This is a genomic window from Phreatobacter sp. (genome assembly GCF_051860605.1).
Classification (GTDB): domain Bacteria; phylum Pseudomonadota; class Alphaproteobacteria; order Rhizobiales; family Phreatobacteraceae; genus Phreatobacter.
Genome location: NZ_JBHYDR010000008.1, coordinates 1 through 19,253, shown reverse-complemented (window position 1 = coordinate 19,253; position 19,253 = coordinate 1). Strand labels below are relative to the sequence as shown.

The 19,253-nt window shown below is 67.6% G+C and carries 18 protein-coding genes and 1 pseudogene; 2 read left to right on the top strand and 17 right to left on the bottom strand.

The features are described from left to right. Nucleotides 1–4 precede the first annotated feature (4 nt). Entirely contained in the window at nucleotides 5–1,477 is a 1,473-nt protein-coding gene (locus ACTIFS_RS14570) for an alkaline phosphatase family protein (protein WP_439574841.1), read from the top strand. A 9-nt stretch (nucleotides 1,478–1,486) separates the two neighbouring features. Here ACTIFS_RS14570 and ACTIFS_RS14565 read toward each other — a convergent pair whose 3' ends face one another. From ACTIFS_RS14565 to ACTIFS_RS14495, 15 genes and pseudogenes are all read right to left on the bottom strand, one after another. Then, nucleotides 1,487–1,840: a cupin domain-containing protein gene (locus ACTIFS_RS14565; protein WP_439574840.1), complete on the bottom strand. Its 354-nt coding sequence runs from the start codon at nucleotides 1,838–1,840 to the stop codon at nucleotides 1,487–1,489. Between the two features lie 18 nt (nucleotides 1,841–1,858). Further along, entirely contained in the window at nucleotides 1,859–2,842 is a 984-nt protein-coding gene (locus ACTIFS_RS14560; RefSeq protein ID WP_439575033.1) for a quinone oxidoreductase family protein, read from the bottom strand. A gap of 71 nt (nucleotides 2,843–2,913) precedes the next feature. Continuing rightward, nucleotides 2,914–3,801, bottom strand: coding sequence for a 3-keto-5-aminohexanoate cleavage protein (locus ACTIFS_RS14555; RefSeq protein WP_439575032.1), 888 nt, complete (start codon nucleotides 3,799–3,801; stop codon nucleotides 2,914–2,916). A 31-nt stretch (nucleotides 3,802–3,832) separates the two neighbouring features. Beyond that, a complete protein-coding gene (locus ACTIFS_RS14550; RefSeq protein WP_439574839.1) occupies nucleotides 3,833–4,579 on the bottom strand; it encodes an SDR family NAD(P)-dependent oxidoreductase in 747 nt (248 codons plus the stop codon). A gap of 4 nt (nucleotides 4,580–4,583) precedes the next feature. Continuing rightward, nucleotides 4,584–5,437 (bottom strand): annotated as a pseudogene (locus ACTIFS_RS14545) (dioxygenase). A gap of 43 nt (nucleotides 5,438–5,480) precedes the next feature. Continuing rightward, the gene (locus ACTIFS_RS14540) at nucleotides 5,481–6,887 is read right to left on the bottom strand and encodes an amidohydrolase family protein (protein ID WP_439574838.1); all 1,407 of its coding nucleotides are present in this window, start codon (nucleotides 6,885–6,887) and stop codon (nucleotides 5,481–5,483) included. Between the two features lie 4 nt (nucleotides 6,888–6,891). After that, nucleotides 6,892–8,265, bottom strand: coding sequence for an amidohydrolase family protein (locus tag ACTIFS_RS14535; RefSeq protein WP_439574837.1), 1,374 nt, complete (start codon nucleotides 8,263–8,265; stop codon nucleotides 6,892–6,894). A 4-nt stretch (nucleotides 8,266–8,269) separates the two neighbouring features. After that, entirely contained in the window at nucleotides 8,270–9,643 is a 1,374-nt protein-coding gene (locus tag ACTIFS_RS14530) for an amidohydrolase family protein (RefSeq protein ID WP_439574836.1), read from the bottom strand. A 69-nt stretch (nucleotides 9,644–9,712) separates the two neighbouring features. Next, a complete protein-coding gene (locus tag ACTIFS_RS14525; protein ID WP_439574835.1) occupies nucleotides 9,713–10,537 on the bottom strand; it encodes an ABC transporter permease in 825 nt (274 codons plus the stop codon). A gap of 11 nt (nucleotides 10,538–10,548) precedes the next feature. Next, entirely contained in the window at nucleotides 10,549–11,349 is an 801-nt protein-coding gene (locus tag ACTIFS_RS14520) for an ABC transporter ATP-binding protein (protein ID WP_439574834.1), read from the bottom strand. Nucleotides 11,350–11,402: 53 nt separating this feature from the next. Beyond that, nucleotides 11,403–12,458 carry an ABC transporter substrate-binding protein gene (locus tag ACTIFS_RS14515; protein ID WP_439574833.1) on the bottom strand — a complete coding sequence of 352 codons (1,056 nt, stop codon included), beginning with the start codon at nucleotides 12,456–12,458 and terminating at the stop codon, nucleotides 11,403–11,405. 137 nt (nucleotides 12,459–12,595) lie between these two features. Further along, nucleotides 12,596–13,600, bottom strand: a complete 1,005-nt coding sequence (locus ACTIFS_RS14510) for a LacI family DNA-binding transcriptional regulator (RefSeq protein ID WP_439575031.1) — start codon at nucleotides 13,598–13,600, stop codon at nucleotides 12,596–12,598. A gap of 257 nt (nucleotides 13,601–13,857) precedes the next feature. Further along, a complete protein-coding gene (locus tag ACTIFS_RS14505; RefSeq protein WP_439574832.1) occupies nucleotides 13,858–14,184 on the bottom strand; it encodes a hypothetical protein in 327 nt (108 codons plus the stop codon). Continuing rightward, entirely contained in the window at nucleotides 14,172–16,673 is a 2,502-nt protein-coding gene (gene ctaD / locus ACTIFS_RS14500; protein ID WP_439574831.1) for a cytochrome c oxidase subunit I, read from the bottom strand. The genes ACTIFS_RS14505 and ctaD overlap by 13 nt, the downstream gene beginning before the upstream one ends. Next, nucleotides 16,670–17,224, bottom strand: coding sequence for a cytochrome c oxidase subunit II (locus tag ACTIFS_RS14495; RefSeq protein ID WP_439574830.1), 555 nt, complete (start codon nucleotides 17,222–17,224; stop codon nucleotides 16,670–16,672). Before ACTIFS_RS14495 ends, ctaD begins: the two co-directional genes overlap by 4 nt. Nucleotides 17,225–17,332: 108 nt before the next feature. Here ACTIFS_RS14495 and ACTIFS_RS14490 point away from each other — a divergent pair, with 108 nt between their 5' ends. After that, nucleotides 17,333–17,848, top strand: coding sequence for a DUF2231 domain-containing protein (locus tag ACTIFS_RS14490; protein ID WP_439574829.1), 516 nt, complete (start codon nucleotides 17,333–17,335; stop codon nucleotides 17,846–17,848). Here the strand turns inward: ACTIFS_RS14490 and ACTIFS_RS14485 are convergent. Both ACTIFS_RS14485 and ACTIFS_RS14480 read right to left on the bottom strand, forming a co-directional pair. Next, complete coding sequence (locus ACTIFS_RS14485; RefSeq protein ID WP_439574828.1) at nucleotides 17,818–18,312, bottom strand: CopD family protein; 495 nt, start codon at nucleotides 18,310–18,312, stop codon at nucleotides 17,818–17,820. The two genes, ACTIFS_RS14490 and ACTIFS_RS14485, sit on opposite strands and share 31 nt — an antisense overlap. Then, nucleotides 18,309–19,031 carry a cytochrome c oxidase assembly protein gene (locus ACTIFS_RS14480; protein WP_439574827.1) on the bottom strand — a complete coding sequence of 241 codons (723 nt, stop codon included), beginning with the start codon at nucleotides 19,029–19,031 and terminating at the stop codon, nucleotides 18,309–18,311. The genes ACTIFS_RS14485 and ACTIFS_RS14480 overlap by 4 nt, the downstream gene beginning before the upstream one ends. Nucleotides 19,032–19,253: the final 222 nt, after the last annotated feature.

Sequence of the window (19,253 nt, the reverse complement as noted above, 5' to 3'; positions counted from 1 at the left end):
GCCCGTGCGCCGTGCATCCCGTGTCGTCGTGGTCGTCTTCGACGGCTTGCGCCCGGATTTCGTCCGTCCGGATCTGATGCCGAGACTGGCAGCCTTCGCAGGCAGCCAGCGCTGGTTCCGTGAAGCACGGTCGGTGTTCCCGTCCATGACCCGCGTGGCGACCACATCGATCGCCACCGGTGCGCCGCCGCGCGTCCACGGCATCGTCGGAAATGCCTTCTATGACCGGGCGATCGCCAGGGACCGCATCATCGACACCTCACGCCTGGATCACATCACCCATGCCGAGGCCGTGCTGGGCGGCGACCTCGTGGGCGTCGCCACGTTTGCCGACGTCATGGCGGAGGCGGGACTGCGGCTCGCCGTGGTCCATACCGGCTCGGCAGGCTCGGCCTATGCCATCAATCCACGGGCTGCCCGGCACGGCCACTGGACCTTTGCCATGATGGGGGCGGACCACAGTCGCACGCCGGAGGCCGTCCGGGAGGCCATCGCCCGGTTTGGCCCCCTCCCACCGCGAGAACTGCCCCGCTTCGCGGAGACCGATTATGCCGCCCGAGTGATGGTCGAGCATGTGCTGGCCGACCTTGAGCCGGACGTCGCCCTCATCTGGTTCAACGAGCCGGATACCTCGTTCCACTACCGATTTCTGGGCACTCCTGAAACGCTTTCCGTCATCCGGCACGTCGATGCCGCTTTCGGGCGCATTCTCGATGCCCTGGCAGCCCGGCCGGGCGCGGAGGCGATCACGGTCATTGCCGCCTCCGATCATGGGCAGATTTCCAGCCATGGCCAGTTCGACATGGCCGCGGCCCTGACAGCGTCCGGCCACCCGGCCGCCAAGGCCGCGGATGAGTGGGTGGGCGACGCGGTGCTGACGGTCACCGGCGGCAATATGGGCGAGATTCGCGTGGTCGACGGTGACGTGAGCCGTCGCGATGCGGTGGCCCGCTGGCTGATGGAGCAGCCGGAGACGGGGATGGTGTTCACCCCGTCCGACGACCCGGTCATGGGCCAGGTTCCGGGCACGTTGTCCCTTGGTCTGGTCGGCCTCGACCATCCCGACCGCGCCCCCGATCTCGTCTATGTCCTGCGCTCGGACTGCGGCGCCGATGCCTATGGCCTGCCCGGCCGCGGGCTGATCACCGGCGGCGTGCCGGTGGGGGGCGGGATGCATGGCGGCCTCAACCGCCACGAGGTCAACACCCTGCTGGTGCTCGGCAATGGGGCGGATGCCGGTCGCGGCGCCATCGACATGAGGCCATGCGGCATCATCGATATCGCGCCGACCGTCCTCGACCTTCTGGGCCTCCCGCGAGCCTCGACCATGGTCGGCAGGAGCCTGCTCGAGCCGACAGACAGGCACGCGGTCGATGGGGCGCACCACCATGCGACCGGGGCCGGCGCCTTCCGCCAGTCGCTGAGCGTTGCCGATCGTGACGGCCACGCCTTTCCGCTCCATGGCGGACGCGCCTGAGCGGCTGCCTCAGTCCGTGCGAGCCACGCCGGGCAGCGGCATGGCGAGCAGCACCGTGACGGTGCGGTTCGTCTCGTTCTTCAGGGCGCGGACCTCATCGGGAGCGATGCGACAGCTGTCCCAGGGGCCGAGCCGGGCGCTGCCGGAGGCTGTCTCGACCGTCAGTTCACCTTCCAGAACGACGTAGAACTTCTCCTCGGCCGAAGCCGAAGGATCGACACCGCCGCCGGGGAGGATCTGCGACACGCCGAGCCAGACCACCTCCGAAGGCCCCGCCTCCCGGCCCTGCATTCTCAGCATCCGCATGCCATGGTGGCCGGGCGCCTCATAGGGCTTCAGGTCGGCGAACCGGTTGATGTGCATGGCTTCAGGGCCTTCGGGCTAGACCTGCGGCAGGAACACGATCCGGTCGCGGCTCGAGCCGAGAACCGCGGCATAGGCTTCCCGCGCCCGATCGAGCGAGTAGAGCCCTTCCGGGCGGATTTCGAACGGCTTCAGGCTGCCGGTGGCAAATCCCGGCACGAGGTCGCGCAGGATGTCCGCCGTCGCGGTCGTGCTGAGGGCCAGCGTATCGATGCCGACATAGGTGTGCCGCCCGCGATAGAAGGCGAAGAGGTCGAACGGCACCGGCTCCCTGAGCGAGGCGATGACGATCATCCGGCCCGTTACCGCCAGCGCCTTGGTGCCTGCCTCATGGTAGGGCTCGCCCACCGTGTTGAAGACGATATCGGCACCCTTGCCGCCCGTGAGCTCGCGCACCCGGGCCGCCACATCGACGGATGCGGAATTCACCACGGTGACCTCGCCGGTGGCGTGGCCGGCATAGGCCTCGGCACGCCGGACGACGCCGATGACGCTGGCTCCGGCCCAGGTGGCGATCTGGGCGGCCGCCTGTCCCACCTTGCCATTCAGGCCGAGAATGAGCACGGTCTCGCCGGGTTTCGGCCGCCCTGCCCGGCGGAAACCCTCCTGCGCCGTCACGAAGGGCACGCCGATGCCGGCAGCCTCGACGAGCGAGATGGTCGCAGGCTTCTCGACAAGGCCGGTCGCCTCGACAAGGACATGGGTGGCGTGCGTGCCGTCGCGGCGAATGCCGAGATCGCCCGATGAGCCGAACACCTCGCGACCGAGAAACTGCCGGGGCCCCTCGACAACCACGCCGGCAAAATCACGGCCTGGCGTGCGGGGAAACACAGCATAAGGCATCATGCCGATCGCCGCCTTGGCGTCGGACGGGTTGACGGCGGCGGCGCGAATCTCGACCAGCGCATCCGCTTCGTCAGTGCGAATGATCGACAGGGGCTCGATAACGGGAGCCACCATCTCGATGGAGGCGGCCTTGGCGCCGAGCCTCAGCCCGCGCATCGGCACGGTCGCTCCATTCAGGGATTTCGGCGCGCCGGCAGACCTGCCGGCCGAAACATTCACGGCCACGGTCAGGCTCCCCGGGACGGCAGGTGGAAGATCTCGCGCGCCTCGCGGGGCGACGCGATGCCGACGCCGAGTTCCTGGACGATACGGCGCGCCTTCTCGACCATCGCGGCGTTCGAGGGTGCCAGCACGCCCTTGTCGAGCATCACGGCGTCCTCAAGGCCCGTGCGGACATGGCCACCGGCGAGCACGGACTGCGCAACCATGGGGAACGACGACCGACCGGTGCCGATCACCGTAAACTCGGTGCCCGCCGGCAGCAGGTTGCGCGCGTAGATCACCGTCTCGGGACTTGGCTGGAAGCCGTATTTCACACCGAGCACGAAGGAGGCGATGCAGGGGCCGGTCAGCGTGCCATCGCGCAGGAGATCATGCATCAGGGCGATGTCACCGGAATCGAACAGTTCGATCTCCGGCTTGACGCCGGCCTCGCGCATGATCTTCGCCATGCGGCGGACATTGCCCGGCGTGTTGATCACCACCTGTCCGCCCGAGCTCATGGTGTTGAGATCGAGCGTGCAGATGTCCGGGCGGATCTTCGCGATGTGCTCGACGCGTTTTTCCGGCGCGACCAGCGTGGTGCCGGGGCCTGCCACTTTCGGGTCGTCCTCGGAGGGCACGAAGCGCCCGCCGGGTCCGGTGGTCAGGTTGAGAATGAGTTCGGCATTGCGGGCGCGGATGCGGGCAACGACCTCCTCGTAATAGGCGATCTCCATCGACGGCTTGCCGGTGCCGGGCTCGCGCACATGGATGTGGACGACGGCCGCACCCGCCTCGGCCGCTCCCAGGCAGGCCTCGGCGATCTCTTCCGGCGTGATCGGCAGATGGGGGGTCTGGTCCGGCGTCGTCAGGTTGCCGGTCACGGCACAGGTGATGACGACCTTGTCTCTCATGGTGCGCATTGTTCTTGTCCTCCCTGCCTGGTCAGAGCGCGCGCCCGCCATCGACGACGACGAGCGAGCCGGTGGAATAGGTCAGGTGTGTCGCGCAGGCGAGAATGGCGCGCGCGACATCGTCGGCGACCGCCACCCGCCTTAGCGGAATGCTCGGGGCGATTTTCGCCAGTTGCTCCGGGCCGCGGCCTGGCACGAAGTCAGTGTCGACGACGCCGGGGGAGACACCCATGACCCTGATCGCGGGCGCGAGCGCGCGCGCGAGGGCTTTTGTCATCGTGTCCGTCGCCGCCTTCACCGAGGCATAGGCGATGTTGGATCCGACGCCGTTGAAGGCGGCAATCGAGGAGACATTGACGATCAGGCCGTCACCGCGGGCGGCGATCTGCTCGCGAAAGGCCCGGACGGCGGCGAACTGGCCGCGCCAGTTGACCTCGAAGATGAGGTCGATCAGCCCGTCGGTCAGCGCGTCGAGGTCGGCGGCGGGCACCGCTTCGGTGAAGCCACCGGTGTTGACCAGAATGTCGGCGCCGCCGGTGCGCGCCGCAACCTCCGCGGCCAGGGCCGCGAGGGTGGCCGTGTCGGCGAGGTCGGCAGGCAGGCACAGGTGCCCGTCTCCGGGGAGACTGGCGACCACCGCCTCGCCGGCATCCTTCCGGCAGCGATAGGTAACGATCACGCGCGCGCCCGCGCCCGCGAGCATCCGCGCGGTTGCGGCGCCGATGCCGCCGGAGCCGCCGATGACCACGGCGACCTTGTTATCGAGCCTGTGGGACATGGATCTACTCGATGGGCGGGGTCGGCAGGACCGACTCGCCCGGCTGGAGCACGAAATCGTAGGTGAGCGCGAAACCGTCCGCCGTCCGCTCGAACCGCCCGATCAGGGCGCGCGTGACACCGAAGACGACGTCGCTTTCCAGGTGCTGGTCGTCGTCGACGAAGACCTGCGAGACCAGCGTCCTGAAACCCTGTTTGTGGATCAGGAAATGGATGTGGGCCGGACGGTATGGCGCGCGCTGCTGGGCCTCGAGCAGCCGGCCGACGACGCCGTGCGTGGGAACCGGATAGCCGGCCGGCTTCACGGAGGTGAACCAGAACCGGCCGTCAGCATCCGTGCGGAACGTGCCGCGCAGGTTCATGTCGGCCTGGCTGTCGTCCTGGTTCTCGTACATGCCGACCGTCGAGGCCTGCCAGACATCCACCGCCGCATCGGCGACCCGGCGGCATCGCGCACCGTACAGGACACGGTCAGCGGCTCGCCCGGCGTCGGCGAGCGGATGATGGACGCGCCATTGGCTGTCGGCGGCGAATGCAACCGCCAGAATGGTCCGAGCAGCGCGGCCATGCTCTCGGTCTGACCCTCGGGCCCGTTGTTCATCAGGCAGACAAGCGTCGACAGGCCGAGAACGTCGGAAGCGAGCACCGCCTCGTTGTGGGTGCGATTGGTCAACTGGCCGAGCGCGACCACGGCCTGGATCGCCTGGTCGAATTCCGCCTCCGACAGGCGCACTTCGCGCGCGAAGGCATGCAGATGGCGCACGAGCGCGGCCATGATCTCGCCAAGGCGCGCGTCGGGCGTGGCCGCCATCGCGGCGAGCACAGCGTCGGTGACCTGCTCCTGCCGTTCGATGATCATGGCGTCCTCCGGACTATGGAGGTATTGCAATCGTTTGCATCGGTCAAGTCGGCGCACTCCCGAAGGCAGGAAAGGGCACCGCATCGCGACCCGCCGCCCGGGCAGCGGCGTTGGCCTCGGACATGAGCCGTCCGACGGACTGGATGAGGGCCTCGCCAAGGACGCGGCGCTGGTCCTGGGGAAACAGCAGGCGCCCTGCCCGCTTGCGCACGATGCCGTCCACGATGACCGTGTCGACATTGCCGGCATGGGCCTGTTCGACGATGGCAAAGACCGGATCGTGGACCGGGAACAGGTTCAGATCGCCGCTTCGCAGCATCACGATATCGGCCTTCAGGCCGGGCGCGAGACGCCCGATCTCGCGCTCCTTCATCAGCGCCTTTGCGCCGGCGGTCGTGACCCAGCCGAGCGCCGTGCGCGAGCCGATCATGGCATCGGGGCGCCCTGCCCTGAGCCCTTCATTACGGGCGAACAGAAGCGCGGTCTGCATCTCGCGCCACAGGTCGCCGGCCACCATGGCCTCGACATCGACGCCGACAGAGGGCTGGTGACCGCGGTCCATGACCTTCCTCAGGACCGAATCCGTCGGATAGTCGTGGAACTCGTTCATGGTCGTGGCGGTCACCGTGCAGCCGGTATCGAGCAGCCGCCCGATCTCGTCCGCGGTCAGGTGGTTGCAATGGACCAGGTTGTGGTCGGGTCCAAGCAGGCCCATGGCCGCCAGCCGGTCGTAGCCGTCCGGCGTGACGGCATTCGCATGGCTGCGGGTGACATGGGAGGAGGCCACAAGACCGAGATCGCGTGCCAGCCGCACATTGTGCAGGCTCGCCTCCCAGTCGGCCCAGTGCGGCCCTGCAATGCCGAGCGCCAGCGTCACCCGGCCGGAATGAGCGAACCGGCTCGCCATCAGGGCCTCGACCCGCTCGCGCGGATGCAGCCGCCGCGACGGCATGGCGCCCGGCAGGGCCGGTTCGCGCAGGCCGTCCCCGTGGATGAAGACCGCGCGAATGCCTGAATCGACGAGCGCATCGACGGAACGCTCGGCCTGTTCGAACGAACGCAGGTTGTGGGAATAGTCTGCCAGCGTGGTGACGCCCTGATCGAGCTGGTTGAGGGCGCCGAACAGCGTGCCGAGATAGTTGTCCTCCGGCGTGAATCGGGTCGCCGTATCGCCGTAGAAGTTGCGGAAATAGTCCGGCCCCAGCCATTCCGCCCCGACCGCCCGGAAGCCGGCCTGGAACGTATGCAGGTGCATGTTGACCAGACCCGGCATGACGATCATGCCGGTCGCATCGATCTCATCGTCGCAGGGGGGCGGTGTGCCCTGCCCCAGCGCCTCGATACGGTCTCCGGCCATGACCAGCCAGGCATCGCGCATGGCGCCGGGCGTCCCGTCCTGGGTGACGAGCCAGCCGCAGCGGATCAGCGTGCGCGTGGAGGCGGTCGCCATGGTGCTATCGTCCGAACGGCACGTAGCCGGCTTCCGCCATGACCCGAGCGACGGACGTCTCCAGTTCCGCCATGCGCTGGCGCCGCACGGCCTCCGGGAAGACCAGCTTCTTGCCGCGCTTGCGCACCACGCCGTCGATCAGAACGGTGTCGACACTGCCCTGGTTGGCCTGCTCGACGATGGACAGGATGGGGTCGTGGACCGGGAACAGGTTCAGGTCGTCGCCATCGAGGAGGACAATATCGGCCTTCTTGCCCGGCGTGAGCGTGCCGATCCGGTCTGCGAGCCCGAGCGCCTCTGCGCCACCGATGGTGGCCCAGGCGAGAGCCTCGCGCGAGCGGATGGGCACCACGGAGAAAGCCGGCTTGCGGTCACGGGCATTCTCGCGCTGGCAGACGGACAGCGCGTAGAGGAGCGCTATCTGCATCTCCCGGAACATTTCCCCGGAGACGCGCGGCTCCACGTCGATGCCGAGCGAGGGAATGCCGCCAAGCGCTCTCACCCGCCCGACCAGCGGATCGCCGGCATAGCCGCGCAGTTCCGTCTGCACCGTGGCGCAGAACGTGACCCCGGCGTCGAACAGCCGCTTCAGCTCGTCGTCGGACAGGTAATTTCCGTGCACCACGCTGTGGTCGGCACCGACCAGACCCTCGTCCAGAAGCGGGTAATAGCCGCGCGGGTCGATGGCCAGTTCCGGCCGCTTGGTGGCATGGGAGGACGAGCGCAGGCCCATCTCGCGGGCAAGTCTCAGATTGATGCGCGTCGGCTCCATCTCGGCCCAGTGGGGCCCGGCAACCGCCAGGGCCATGGTGATGAGCGCACTGTCATCGGCCAGCCGCTTGCGGATATGGGCGACCCGGTCGCGCGGATTGAGACGCTTCTCGAACGGCTCTGCCTTCTCCTGCTCGGGCGGCAGCTTGCCGGCGCCGAGCGTGAACACCGCGCGGATGCCGGCATCCTCCAGCGCGTCGATGGAGCGCTCCGCCTGCTCGGTGGAGGTGATGTTGTGGCAGTAGTCGTTGAGCGTCGTGCAGCCGCCATCGATCTGGTTCAGCGCGCCGATCAGGTTGCCGAGGTAATTGTCTTCCGGCCCATATTGCGTGGCCATGCCGCCGTGCAGGTATTTGAAATATTCGCCGTGCGCCCATTCGCAACCGATGGCGCGCAGGCCCGTCTGCCAGGTGTGAAGGTGGGCGTTCACCAGCCCCGGCATGGCGATCATCGCGGGAGCATCGATCACCGTGTCGGCTTGCGCGCCAAGGTCTCGCCCGATGGCGGCGATGCGGTCGTCCTCGACAAGGATCTCGGCGCCCTTCAGGTCACCGATGGCCGGGTCCATCGAGACGACCCAGCCGCAGCGGATGAGGGTGCGGGCCATGGCGTCAGGCCGCCTTCACGGTGAAGCTGCCGGCGCGCATGATCCGGTCGATGGAGGCGAGAAGCTCGGTCTTGCGGCGCTCCAGCACGTCGTCCGGAAACTCGCGCTTCCCGCCCTGTTTCTTCACCACGCCGTCAATGATGACGGTGTCGACATTGCCGGCATGGGCCTGGTCGGTGATCGACAGCAGCGGGTCGTGGACCGGGAAGAGGTTCAGGTCGTTCGCCCGCAGCATGACGATATCGGCCTTCTTGCCGGGCGTGATCGAGCCGATCTGGTCTTCCATGCCCATGGCGCGGGCATTGCCGATGGTCGCCCAGGTCAGCGCCTCGCGCGAGCGGATCGGGATGGACTGGAACGGCGGATTGCCGGCGGCGGCATTGTCGCGCAGCGAAGCCCAGCGCGCGTGCAACAGGGCCGCCTGCATCTCGCGGAACATCTCGCCGGTGACGATGGGTTCGACGTCGATGCCGATGGAGGGCATGCCGCCGAAACGGCGCACGCGCAAGGTGACGGGCTCGGCGGCATGGCCGTGCAGTTCGACCAGCACGGTGGCGGTGATCGAGGCGCCGGCCTCCACCAGCGGCCTCAGTTCCTCGTCCTCGATGTAGTTGCCGTGGACGAGGTTGTGGTCGGGGCCGATCAGGCCGGCCTTCACGAGCTTGCCGTAGCCGCCGGGTGCGACCTGGTCAGGAATGCGGCGCGTGGCGTGGGACGTGGACACAAGGCCCAGTTCGCGCGCGAGGCGCAGGTCCTGCTCGGCCACCTCGTAGGTGCCCCAGTGGGGGCCGAGGATGGCCATGGAGAGGGTCACCAGGCGGTCATCGGAGGCGAACCGGCCCTTGCGCAGCGCCTCGATGCGGTCACGCGGATGGGGAACGTGGGTATAGGGCAGTTCGCCCGGCCTGGTCGGCGGCTTGGCCGTGCCGTGCGCAAACAGCGCGCGGATACCGGATTCCTCCAGACCGTCCACGGACCGCTCGGCATGGTCCAGCGAGGTTATGTTGTGGCACCAGTCCCAGATGGTCGTGACGCCGCCATCGATCTGGCCGAGAGCGCCGATGAGATTGCCGAGATAATTGTCCTCGGGGCCATAATGGGTGGCGAGGTTGGCATGGATGTTCTTGTGATAGTCCGGCCCCAGCCATTCCGAGCCGATGGCGCGCAGGCCCGCCTGCCAGGTGTGGATGTGGGCGTCGATCAGGCCCGGCATGACGATCTTGTCGCGGGCGTCGATGACCGCATCGGCGTCGGCTTCGATGCCCTTGCCGGCCGCCACGATCCGGCTGCCCTCGATCAGGATGCGGGCATTGCGGTGGTCGCCGACGGCCTCGTCCATCGAGACGAGCCAGCCGCATTCGATCAGCGTGCGCTTCATGGTGCTTCTCCGGGGCCGGCGGGCAGCCCGAATGGTCTCGGCGGGAACGGTGGACCGGGCGTGCGCCGGTCAGTTCGCGCGCCAGCGGTTGACGAGGTTGCCGAGCTTGTCCTGGCCCTTGGTGAGCAGGATGCCGAGCACGGCCAGCAGCAGCAGGATGGCGAAGACCTGGCCGGTCTCGAGCACCTGTCCGGCAAGCTGGAGCTGTGCGCCAAGGCCGTAGCGGGCGGTCTGCATCTCGGCGGCCACGACGAGGATGATGGAAATGCCGAGCGCCAGCCTGAGTCCGCCGAAAATGGCAGGAATAGCAGCCGGCAGCACGACCTTGCGCTGGATCTGCACCTGGCTGGCACCAAGGTCGCGGGCCGCCAGGATCAGCCCCTCGTCGCACTGGCGCACGCCGATGATGGTGTTGACCAGGATCGGGAAGATGCAGCCGAGCGCGGACAGCACGATGAGGAAGATGTTGCCGGTGCCGAGCCAGATGACCAGCAGCGGCAGGAGCGCGATCTTCGGAACGGGATAGAGCGCGGCGACGAAGATGTCGGCGGTGGCATAGATGCGCCGCGACATGCCCATCAGCAGGCCGAGGCCGATGCCGATGACCGCGGCCAGCAGGAAGCCGCCGAAGATCCGGTAGCAGGTGATGGCCAGGTCCCAGATGAGGCCCTTGCGGGCAAAAAGGTCATAGAGCGTCACCACTACCAGCGAGGGCCGCGGCAGGAACAGTTCCGGAATGTCGCCCCACCAGACCGAGACCTCCCAGAAAATCAGGAAGGCGGTCATGGCGACCGGGCCATACCACCAGGTGTCGTCGGTGAGGCGCTCGTCGACGGGAAGCGGGGCATCGGGCTTGTCGGTGGCCATGGCGATGGCCCTGTTGGCGTCGGTCATGGTCCGCGACCTCAATTCATCATCGACTTGCGGACTTCTTCGCGCAACAGCCCGTAGATTTCCGAGAAGAGCTCGCCGAAACGGGGATTGTTCTGCACGTCAATATTGCGCGGACGCGGCAGGTCGACATCGATCGTGGCGGCGATACGGCCCGGGCGGGCGGTCATCACGACCACATGATCGCCAAGGAAGATCGCTTCCTCGATCGAATGGGTGATGAGGATCACCGTCTTGGCGCTGCGCTCGACAAGTTCGGCAAGCTGTTCCTGGAGATAGAGCCGGGTCTGGGCATCGAGCGCGCCGAAGGGTTCGTCCAGGAACAGGATGTCCGGCGACATGACGAGGCCGCGTGCAAGTCCGACACGCTGCTTCATGCCGCCGGAGAGCTGGCCGGGATAATGGTTCTCGAACCCGGCCAGTTCGACGGCCTTGATGGCCTCCAGAGCCTTCTCGCGCCGCTCGGCCGCCGGCATGCCGCCAAGCTCGAGGCCGAAGGCCACATTGTCCGTCACGGTGCGCCACGGCAGCAGGTTGAACGACTGCCAGACGGTGGCCATGCGCGGCGCCTCGCCCGGCACCAGGCGGCCGGAGCCGTCGCCATACATGAAGCGGACGGCTCCCTGGCTCTGCTCGACGAGCCCCCGCATGATCAGCAGGAGGGTCGATTTCCCGCAACCCGATGGGCCGACGATCGACGTGACCTTGCCGGCCGGAAAGGAACAGGTCACGTCGGTGAGGGCCGTTGTCGGTGGCCGCGTCCTGGACAGGAAGCGGTGGGACAGGCCCTCGATGGAAATCGCCTCGAACTGCATGCGAACGTTCGTGCCTTGCTGATGGGGAACGGGAAAGCGGTCGGGACCGGTCGTCAGATGAAGGGGTTGCGTTCGTCCAGCCTCTTGCGCGCCTCGCGGATGGCGCGATCGTCGAACAGCTCGTTCTCCGGCACCATGCGCTGCAGGAGATCGGTCCGCTCGTGCCAGAACTTCTGCTGCGCCACGATGGAGGACATGTTGGGCAGGCCGTCGAGCGACATCAGGGTCCAGCGCGGGCGGCTGCTGTTGACGACCGCAGGCGCGAGGCCGGTTGCATCGCCGATGATCTTGAGGATCTCGTCGCCGCCGTTCTTCGCAGCCTCCATATATTCGGCATTGGCCTGCATGATCGCCATGCAGAAGCGCACCACGGCCGAGTGCTTCTCGCGCAGGAACTTCTCGCTGGCCACCGAACAGGCGAGCACGAAGTCCGGCGCAAGCTCGTCGCTCCAGGTGGCGATCTTGCCGACGCCGCGCGCCTGGGCGGCATAGGCCCCCGGCAGCGGCATGTTGACGATGTCGATGCGGTTCTGCTGCATCAGCGGCAGGCTGACGCGGGGCGCCATGCCCCAGTTCCAGTCAGCATCGTCGAACTTCAGCCCGGCACGCTCCAGACCCATCGTGTGCAGGTAGTGGGCGACGCTGCCGCGCGAGGAAATGCCGATCCTGGCGCCCTTGGCCAGCTTGTAGCCGTCCACGGTGCGGAAGCCCTTCTCCCACATCTCGTTGGACACCATGATCGAGTTGGACCCCCAGCCCGGCGCCTCGCGGCCGCGCTCGAAGAACAGCCTCAGGCCGGCGCCCTTGGACATCAGGTTGAACAGGCCCGCGCTGAGCGTGGCACCGGTGATGTCGAGCTCACCCGCCGCAAGCGAGGGCATGGACAGCGATCCATCGACATGGCTCGTCCCCACCACCTCGATGTTCAGCTTTTTGAAATAGCCCTTGGCCTGGGCGATGAAGTAGGGCCCGCCGGAAATATAGGGCGCGTAGCCCATGCGGATGCGGGTCGGCTCCATGAAGTCGGACTGGGCCATCACCATCGGAGCCGGAATCGTGCCGGCTGCGACAGAGCCTGCGATGAACGTGCGCCGGGATACGGAATTCATTGCGACTCTCCTCGGGGTCGGGTGCGGGCTGGAGGCCGTTCCGCCCTGAAATATGAGCGAAACGGCTACAGCAATCGATTGCAGATTAGGAGCAGCCTTTATGCCGGTCAATGCAAATCCTGCATGACCGTGTTTCCTCAGGATGCGGCGGGGCGACGCGGCCGGGCAGGCCCGGTGGAACTGCGAATGACGAGGGTCGGCACCAGAACGTGATGCGGCTCGGCGGGCTCCTCGCCACTCATCAGGCCGAGGAGGATGCGGGCCGCGTCGCAGCCCATCTCGCGCGGCCCGATGCGGATCGTGGTCAGCGGCGGTTCAACCAGATCCACGAGCGGCATATCGTTGTGCCCGACCACGGCGATATCGGCGGGGCACGCTAGGCCGCGGGCGCGGATCGCCTCGTAGGCGCCGAGCGCCAGAAGGTCATTGGCAGCGGCGATGGCCGTCATGTCCGGATTGCGGTCCAGAAGGAGACCCGTGGCCCGGGCGCCCTCCGTGCGATCATAGGCCCGTGCCGCAGCGATCAGCCGGGTCTCGACGTCAAGACCGAGGCCCGCCATGGCCTGTTCATAGCCCAGGCGCCGAAGATGGCCGGTCGACAGGTGCTCCGGTCCGCCGACATGGCCGATGATGCGGTGTCCGAGCCCGTGGAGATGCTCGACAGCGACCTTCATGCCCGCGATGTCATCGCTGACCACCGAGGGCGCGCGCCCCGAATCGTCCGCGCGGTTGACCAGCACGACCTTGACGCCCTCGGCAAGACAATGGTCCAGAACCGCATCGCTGCGGCTCACCGAGGCGAGCACCAGGCCGTCCACCCGCCGGGCGATCAATTCGTCGATCAGCCTGAGGCCGGCATCGGATTCGCTGCCGGTATCGGCCACGATGGTCGAATAGCCGGCTCCGCGGACCACTTCGGAGATGCCGGAGATGATCGGCGAAAAGACCGGATTGGCGATATCCGGCACGAGGACGCCGACGAGGGCCGAACGCTGCGTCCTGAGGCTGGCCGCCACCGGGTTGGGCCGGTAACCGAGCTCATCGGCTGTCTGGCGGATGCGCTCGGCGACCTCGGCGGCCACCAGATGGCGCTTGGCCGGGTCGAGCGCCCGCGACACCGTCGAGGGGTGAACGCCGATCACCTCAGCCAATTGCCTGAGGTTCAGGCTTCGTCGTGCTGCGCCGCCATTCGCCATTGGGTGCCCTGCCCTCCCGAAGGTCGCATAGGCCGGCTGCGTCGCCAACGTCAATGCGCGGCGACCGTCATGTGCCGGGTCATGGGTGACGACAGCGAGCGTCGCACGGAGGCCATGTTCGAAGACGGCAAAATCGTGAAACCTCTACGACGGGCGCTGGACTCATCCCTCGATTGCATCCGGCTTGGGGTCGGGCCGGCCGCCTAAAGGCACTGCGCCGGCAGCAGCACGGGCGCACCCATGAAGAGAAGGCCGGCAAGACCCGACCATGCGCCGATCATTGCCAGGCGCTGCAGGAAGCCAGCGCGGCCATCGCCATCGGTTCTGCGCAGGAGAATCAGGAACAGGGCCGCGACGGCCAGAAGAACAAGCCAGGTGCCGATGAGGACCGCGCCGGCGATGGTGACCGGCCCGGCCAGCGGCCGCGCTCCCCAACCGGCGGCACAGACCAGGCCGTGCAGGGCGTAAAGCAGCGCGAAGCCGAAGGCCCAGATGAGCAGACCACCGAGCGCGCGGATTACCAGCGCCATGAGCCGGCTCCGGGAAAGGCCGTGACGACGAGGATGAGCAGGATCACGCCGGCGCCGTAGCGCAGCCACTGGCGGGCCACGAGCGGCTCCACGGTGCGGGCAGCGGACACGAAGCCCTGCCCCAGCCGATGACGCACGAACAGCAGCATGAGCAGCGCCACGCACCCGTGGAACGCACCATAGGCGACAAGCACCCAGACGACGGCGCCATAGGCATGCGAGGCGGGAGCGGGCAGCCCCAGCCAGCCAAAGGCGATCAGCGCCACCACTGCTGCCAGCATCGCGGCTGCGGCAACGCCGTATCGGGCGGCGGCGGCGCGGGCGTTGCCCCCGCGGATGGCGCTCAGGGCTCCATGCTCGGCGCCAAGTGCCAGCGCGAGCGCCACGGTGACGGCGGCAATTGCGAGAAGCGACGGCTGGACGAGGACGGGAGGCGGCCAGCCTGGAGCCACGGTGGCGAGAAAGGCATAGCCGAACAGCAGGGAGGTGAAGAACGTGCCGTCCGCGACCAGCGTGAAGACGCTGCCCCACAGCCCTGGCGATTCAACGGATTCATGATGCGGCGGGGCCGCCTCGCCGAGACCCGCGTCGACAAGGCCGTGATCGGTGCGCGTGCCGATCGCCGATGCCCAGTGCCAGGCCAGCACAGCCACCGCGACCAGAGCAAGGGGTGCGAGCGCATAGAGGCCGGCAAGCATCAGCAGGAAAAAGCTGCCGGTGGCCGCGGCCGTCAGCACAGGCAGCCAGCTGTTGCCGGGCAGGACGACGATCTCGTGCAGCCGGCCGGAGACGATATCCACGCCGGTGGTCTCGCGCAGGCCGTCGCGGTCCCGTGCCAGATAGCCCTCGCCGGCAGCGAGCTGGGCTGTCAACCGGCCCCGCCGGTCCAGCGGTTCGCGACTTTCGACCCGAGGCTGGCTGGCGAAGTTGTAGCTCGGCACGGGAATGGGAATGGCCCATTCGAGCGTTGGCGCCCGCCACGGGTTGCGAACCACCCTGCGGCCGTACAACGCCGCCAGCACCATGTCGATGAGCACCACGGCAAAGCCGAAGGCCATGACGAAGGAGCCGACCGAGGAGATGAAGTTGGGCCAGTCCCAGCCCAGACCCGCGTCATAGGTGTAGATGCGTCGGCGCATGCCCAGCAGGCCGGTGAGATGCATCACCAGGAAGGTGACGTTGAAACCGACGAAGATCAGCCAGAATCCGAGACGCCCGATCAGGCCATGGGACACCCGCCCGGTCAGCCGGGGCAGCCAGTAATAGAGACCCGCCAGCATGGGGAAGATGAAGCCGCCGATCAGAACATAGTGCAGGTGGGCGGTGACGAAGGCCGTGTCGTGAACCTGCCAGTTGAACGGCACGATGGCCAGCATCACGCCGGTCAGACCTCCCAGCAGGAAGATGAAGAAGAAGGCGCCGATATAGAGCATGGGCAGGCGCAGTTGCGGCCGGCCGGCCCACATGGTGGCGAGCCAGGCAAAGAGTTGCACGACGGTCGGCACGGCCACCAGTGCCGAGGCCGCCGAGAAAAACGCCAGTGCCAGATGCGGGATGCCGGTCGCGAACATGTGGTGCACCCACAGCCCGAAGCTGAAGAAGCCGAGCACCAGGATCGAGCCGACCACCCAGCCGTAGCCGATCAGCGGGTGGCGGGCCATGACCGGGAGCACAGTGGACACCACGCCGGCGGCCGGAAGAAAGATGATGTAGACCTCCGGATGGCCGAACAGCCAGAACAGGTGCTGCCACAGCAGCGGATGGCCGCCGCGTGCGGGGTCGAAGAACGGCCAGCCAAAGGCCCGTTCGATTTCCAGCAGCGTCGAGGCCAGGATCAGCGGCGGAAAGCCGACCACCATCATCAGCGCGGTGACGAGGAAGTACCATGCAAGGATCGGCATGCGCTTCAGCGACATACCCGGCGCGCGCAGCTTCAGGATCGAGACGGTCAGTTCCACGGCGGCGCACACCGCGGAGATCTCGACGAAGGTGATGCCGAGCAGCCAGACGTCGGCATTGATGCCGGGCGTATAGGGCTTCGAGGCCAGCGGCGTGTACATGAACCAGCCGCCGTCGGGGGCGACGCCGGCCGCCATGGCCGCCAGAAGGATGAACCCGCCGAACAGGTAGCACCACCAGCCGAATGCGGAGAGGCGTGGAAAGGCGAGATCGCGCGAACCCAGCAGTTTCGGCAGCATGTACATGGCCAGTCCCTCGAAGAAGGGAATGGCGAACATGAACATCATCAGGCTGCCGTGCATCGTGAAGACCTGGTTGAACAGGTCAGGCCCGATGAAGGCCGAGCGCGGCGAGGCAAGCTGGGCGCGGATCAGCATGGCCAGAACGCCGCCGATCGCAAAATAGACGATCGCCGCGACCATGAAGCGAAGGCCGAGATCGGTGTGGTTGACGCAGGTGAGCACGCCCCGCCAGCCACGCTCGTTGCGCCAGATCGCATCGAGCCGGCTGTGAAGCTGGAGGGCGGTCATCGGCTGTCCCCCCGCGCAATGGCGTCCCAGTCCGGGGCGGCATGGGCCACGACGACGAAGATCATCCCGGTGTGGCCATTGCCGCAGAATTCGGCGCAGACGCCGCCATACCGGCCGGGCTGGTCGGCACGAATGAGGATGCGGTTGCGCATGCCTGGAACGGCGTCGATCTTGCCGGCGAGGCGGGGCACCCAGAAGCTGTGAATCACGTCGGTGCTGGTGAGACGGATCTCGACGGTCTGACCGGCCGGGACATGGAGGACATTCTCCGTCACGATGGAACCCTGCGGCGTCCCGTGCGTAAACGTCCAGCGCCAGCGTTCGGCCCGAGCCTCGACCGCCATGGCGGGAATGGTGCGGGCGCCGGTGATCCGTTCCCCGAGAACCACGCCATAGACGGTCGCAACCGTCAGCAGAACCAGCGGGAAGACGAGGCCGCCCCAGACAAGGAACAGGCGCAACGAGACGGTCCGGTTCCGGTTGCGGCGGAGCGCCAGAAGGAACAGGCCGAAGATGATGAGGAACGCCGCGGTGGCCAGCACAAGCAGCACGACCAGCAGCGTCAGGATGCCGCCGGCCGCCGGCCCCGCCGGATCAAGGGCCGAGAGCGGGCCCGCGCAGCCACCCGCCAGCAGGACGAAAGCAGGAAGGGCCAGCCTATGAACACCTCCAAGCCGAGCGGCGAACGGGACGACCTCGATCCGCTGCACGCCCGGCACGTCTTCAGCGACACGGAGACGCGCATCGCCGTCGCGGGGCACCCGATCCACGCCATGCTGGTCGCCTTCCCCATCGCGCTGACCATCTGCACCTTCGGAGCCGACCTGTTCTACTGGTGGACCGGCGATGCCTTCTGGGCGCGGGCGGCGCTGTGGGCGATCGGCCTCGGGTTCATCATGGGCGTTGTCGCCGGCATCACCGGAACGGTGGAACTGCTGCTGGTTCCCGGCATTCGCACGCGCCCGGCGAGCTGGACGCACTTCGTCATCGCCGTGGCGCTCCTGACCATGCTCGGCGCCAATTACGGCCTGCGGCTCGGCGGCTACGAGGAGGCCGTCCTGCCGTTCGGCATCCTGCTGTCCGGCCTGTGCGTGGCCTTCACGGGCCTCACCGGCTGGCATGGCGGCAAGCTTGTGTTCGACTATCAACTGGGCACCACGGGCAAAGGCAGCTGACGGCCGGCGGGCACACGCAGCCAGAGCGGCAGGCCGTCCACCGTGATCGGGGGCTTGGCGAGAACCATGACCAGAATGGCGCCCATCACCGCGAGGCCGGCACCGAGAAGCAGGGCGGGCGGAATGGCCGGGCGCACATAGCCCGTCTCGCCGAGCCGGGTGACGCAGTGGCCGAGATAGGTGTGGAGCACCACCATCAGCCCGATGAAGCCGAGCTTGACGAACATCCACGGCTCGAACAGCCATCGGACGAACATCAACGCGCCACCGGCGGCCGTCGCGATGACTGCGGCCGGGCTGATGCAGGCATTGTAGGCGTGGTGGGCGAAAACACGCATGCGGGCCGCCTCGCCTGCCCGAACCGGATTGTCGGCGCGGGCGAGCAGCAGCGGCAGCATCAGCAGCCCGGCGCACCAGACGGCCAGCCCTGCAATATGGACGAATTTCAGCACAGCGGCCGTCATGCCGGCATCCCGGCCGCCTGACGGCGGGCCGCGGCCATGGCCAGCCCCCCGTAAACGAAGAAGGCCGGCACCCACATCAAAAGCCCGCCAAGTTGCTGGTCGGTCAGCGGATCGAGGCCCCAGGCCAGGGGGCCGAGGCCATGGACCGCATAGAGCGGGCGCGGCGCAAGCGTCAGCAGTGCCGCCAGCAGGCCCATCTGGGCCGCCCCTGCCCCCAGCGCCAGCAACGCGGCAAAGGGAGGCGTGTTGGGCGACAGCACCGCGCGCCAGAACCACACGAAGCCCGCCAGCAACCCGATCTGCAGCGCCCAGTAGATGACGTGGCTGGAGAACGCCGCGGCATAGATGGCCGGCCAGTGCCACAGCCACAGGACGAGGGAGGATGCGACCAGCGGCAGCAGCGGGCCAGACCGCCGGGCCGCTGGCAGCGCCAGCGCGATCAGGGGCGCGGCCATGGCGGCGACAACGAGATGATGGAAGGAGCGCGCGGAAAACAGTGCCACGGTCAGGGCGCAGAGCGGCGACATGAGTGCCACGGCCAGCAGGCCGAGACCGGCGAGGAAACAGCCGCGCTCGCGCGCCCCCCCAAGCAGCGGCAGGCCGCAAAGCGCCACCGCAAAGGCTGCGATCAGGAGGGGGTCGAGATTCCAGGCCGACCACAGCTCCGCCGGCGATGGCGCCGGGCCGCAATAGGGACGCTCGCTGGCACTCGTGATCATGCGTTCCCCCTCCCCGCCCGTTTCCCGAGCCGTCTCGATCGAGCGGCAGCCGTCGCCTCGGCCCGGCCGTCAGTGAACCTCAGCCTGCCTCAACCGCTCGCGTAACTGAACCGCCCCTAGATTCCTGGACGCCTTCTCCCCTAATTTTTGAGGCGAGGAGGCCCCGATGGGCAAAGCGAACTTCACCGAGGACTTCAAGCGCGACGCAGTCCTTCAGATCAC

What these genes read in the sequence shown, in the direction of transcription:
- ctaD (WP_439574831.1), bottom strand. Translation starts at nt 16,673, where the DNA reads ATGACCGCCCTCCAGCTTCACAGCCGGCTCGATGCGATCTGGCGCAAC.
- ACTIFS_RS14565 (WP_439574840.1), bottom strand. Translation starts at nt 1,840, where the DNA reads ATGCACATCAACCGGTTCGCCGACCTGAAGCCCTATGAGGCGCCCGGC.
- ACTIFS_RS14525 (WP_439574835.1), bottom strand. Translation starts at nt 10,537, where the DNA reads ATGACCGACGCCAACAGGGCCATCGCCATGGCCACCGACAAGCCCGAT.
- ACTIFS_RS14480 (WP_439574827.1), bottom strand. Translation starts at nt 19,031, where the DNA reads ATGATCACGAGTGCCAGCGAGCGTCCCTATTGCGGCCCGGCGCCATCG.
- ACTIFS_RS14515 (WP_439574833.1), bottom strand. Translation starts at nt 12,458, where the DNA reads ATGAATTCCGTATCCCGGCGCACGTTCATCGCAGGCTCTGTCGCAGCC.
- ACTIFS_RS14560 (WP_439575033.1), bottom strand. Translation starts at nt 2,842, where the DNA reads ATGCGCGGGCTGAGGCTCGGCGCCAAGGCCGCCTCCATCGAGATGGTG.
- ACTIFS_RS14540 (WP_439574838.1), bottom strand. Translation starts at nt 6,887, where the DNA reads ATGGCGACCGCCTCCACGCGCACGCTGATCCGCTGCGGCTGGCTCGTC.
- ACTIFS_RS14535 (WP_439574837.1), bottom strand. Translation starts at nt 8,265, where the DNA reads ATGGCCCGCACCCTCATCCGCTGCGGCTGGGTCGTCTCGATGGACCCG.
- ACTIFS_RS14490 (WP_439574829.1), top strand. Translation starts at nt 17,333, where the DNA reads ATGAACACCTCCAAGCCGAGCGGCGAACGGGACGACCTCGATCCGCTG.
- ACTIFS_RS14530 (WP_439574836.1), bottom strand. Translation starts at nt 9,643, where the DNA reads ATGAAGCGCACGCTGATCGAATGCGGCTGGCTCGTCTCGATGGACGAG.
- ACTIFS_RS14520 (WP_439574834.1), bottom strand. Translation starts at nt 11,349, where the DNA reads ATGCAGTTCGAGGCGATTTCCATCGAGGGCCTGTCCCACCGCTTCCTG.
- ACTIFS_RS14485 (WP_439574828.1), bottom strand. Translation starts at nt 18,312, where the DNA reads ATGACGGCCGCTGTGCTGAAATTCGTCCATATTGCAGGGCTGGCCGTC.
- ACTIFS_RS14550 (WP_439574839.1), bottom strand. Translation starts at nt 4,579, where the DNA reads ATGTCCCACAGGCTCGATAACAAGGTCGCCGTGGTCATCGGCGGCTCC.
- ACTIFS_RS14555 (WP_439575032.1), bottom strand. Translation starts at nt 3,801, where the DNA reads ATGAGAGACAAGGTCGTCATCACCTGTGCCGTGACCGGCAACCTGACG.
- ACTIFS_RS14505 (WP_439574832.1), bottom strand. Translation starts at nt 14,184, where the DNA reads ATGGCGCTGGTAATCCGCGCGCTCGGTGGTCTGCTCATCTGGGCCTTC.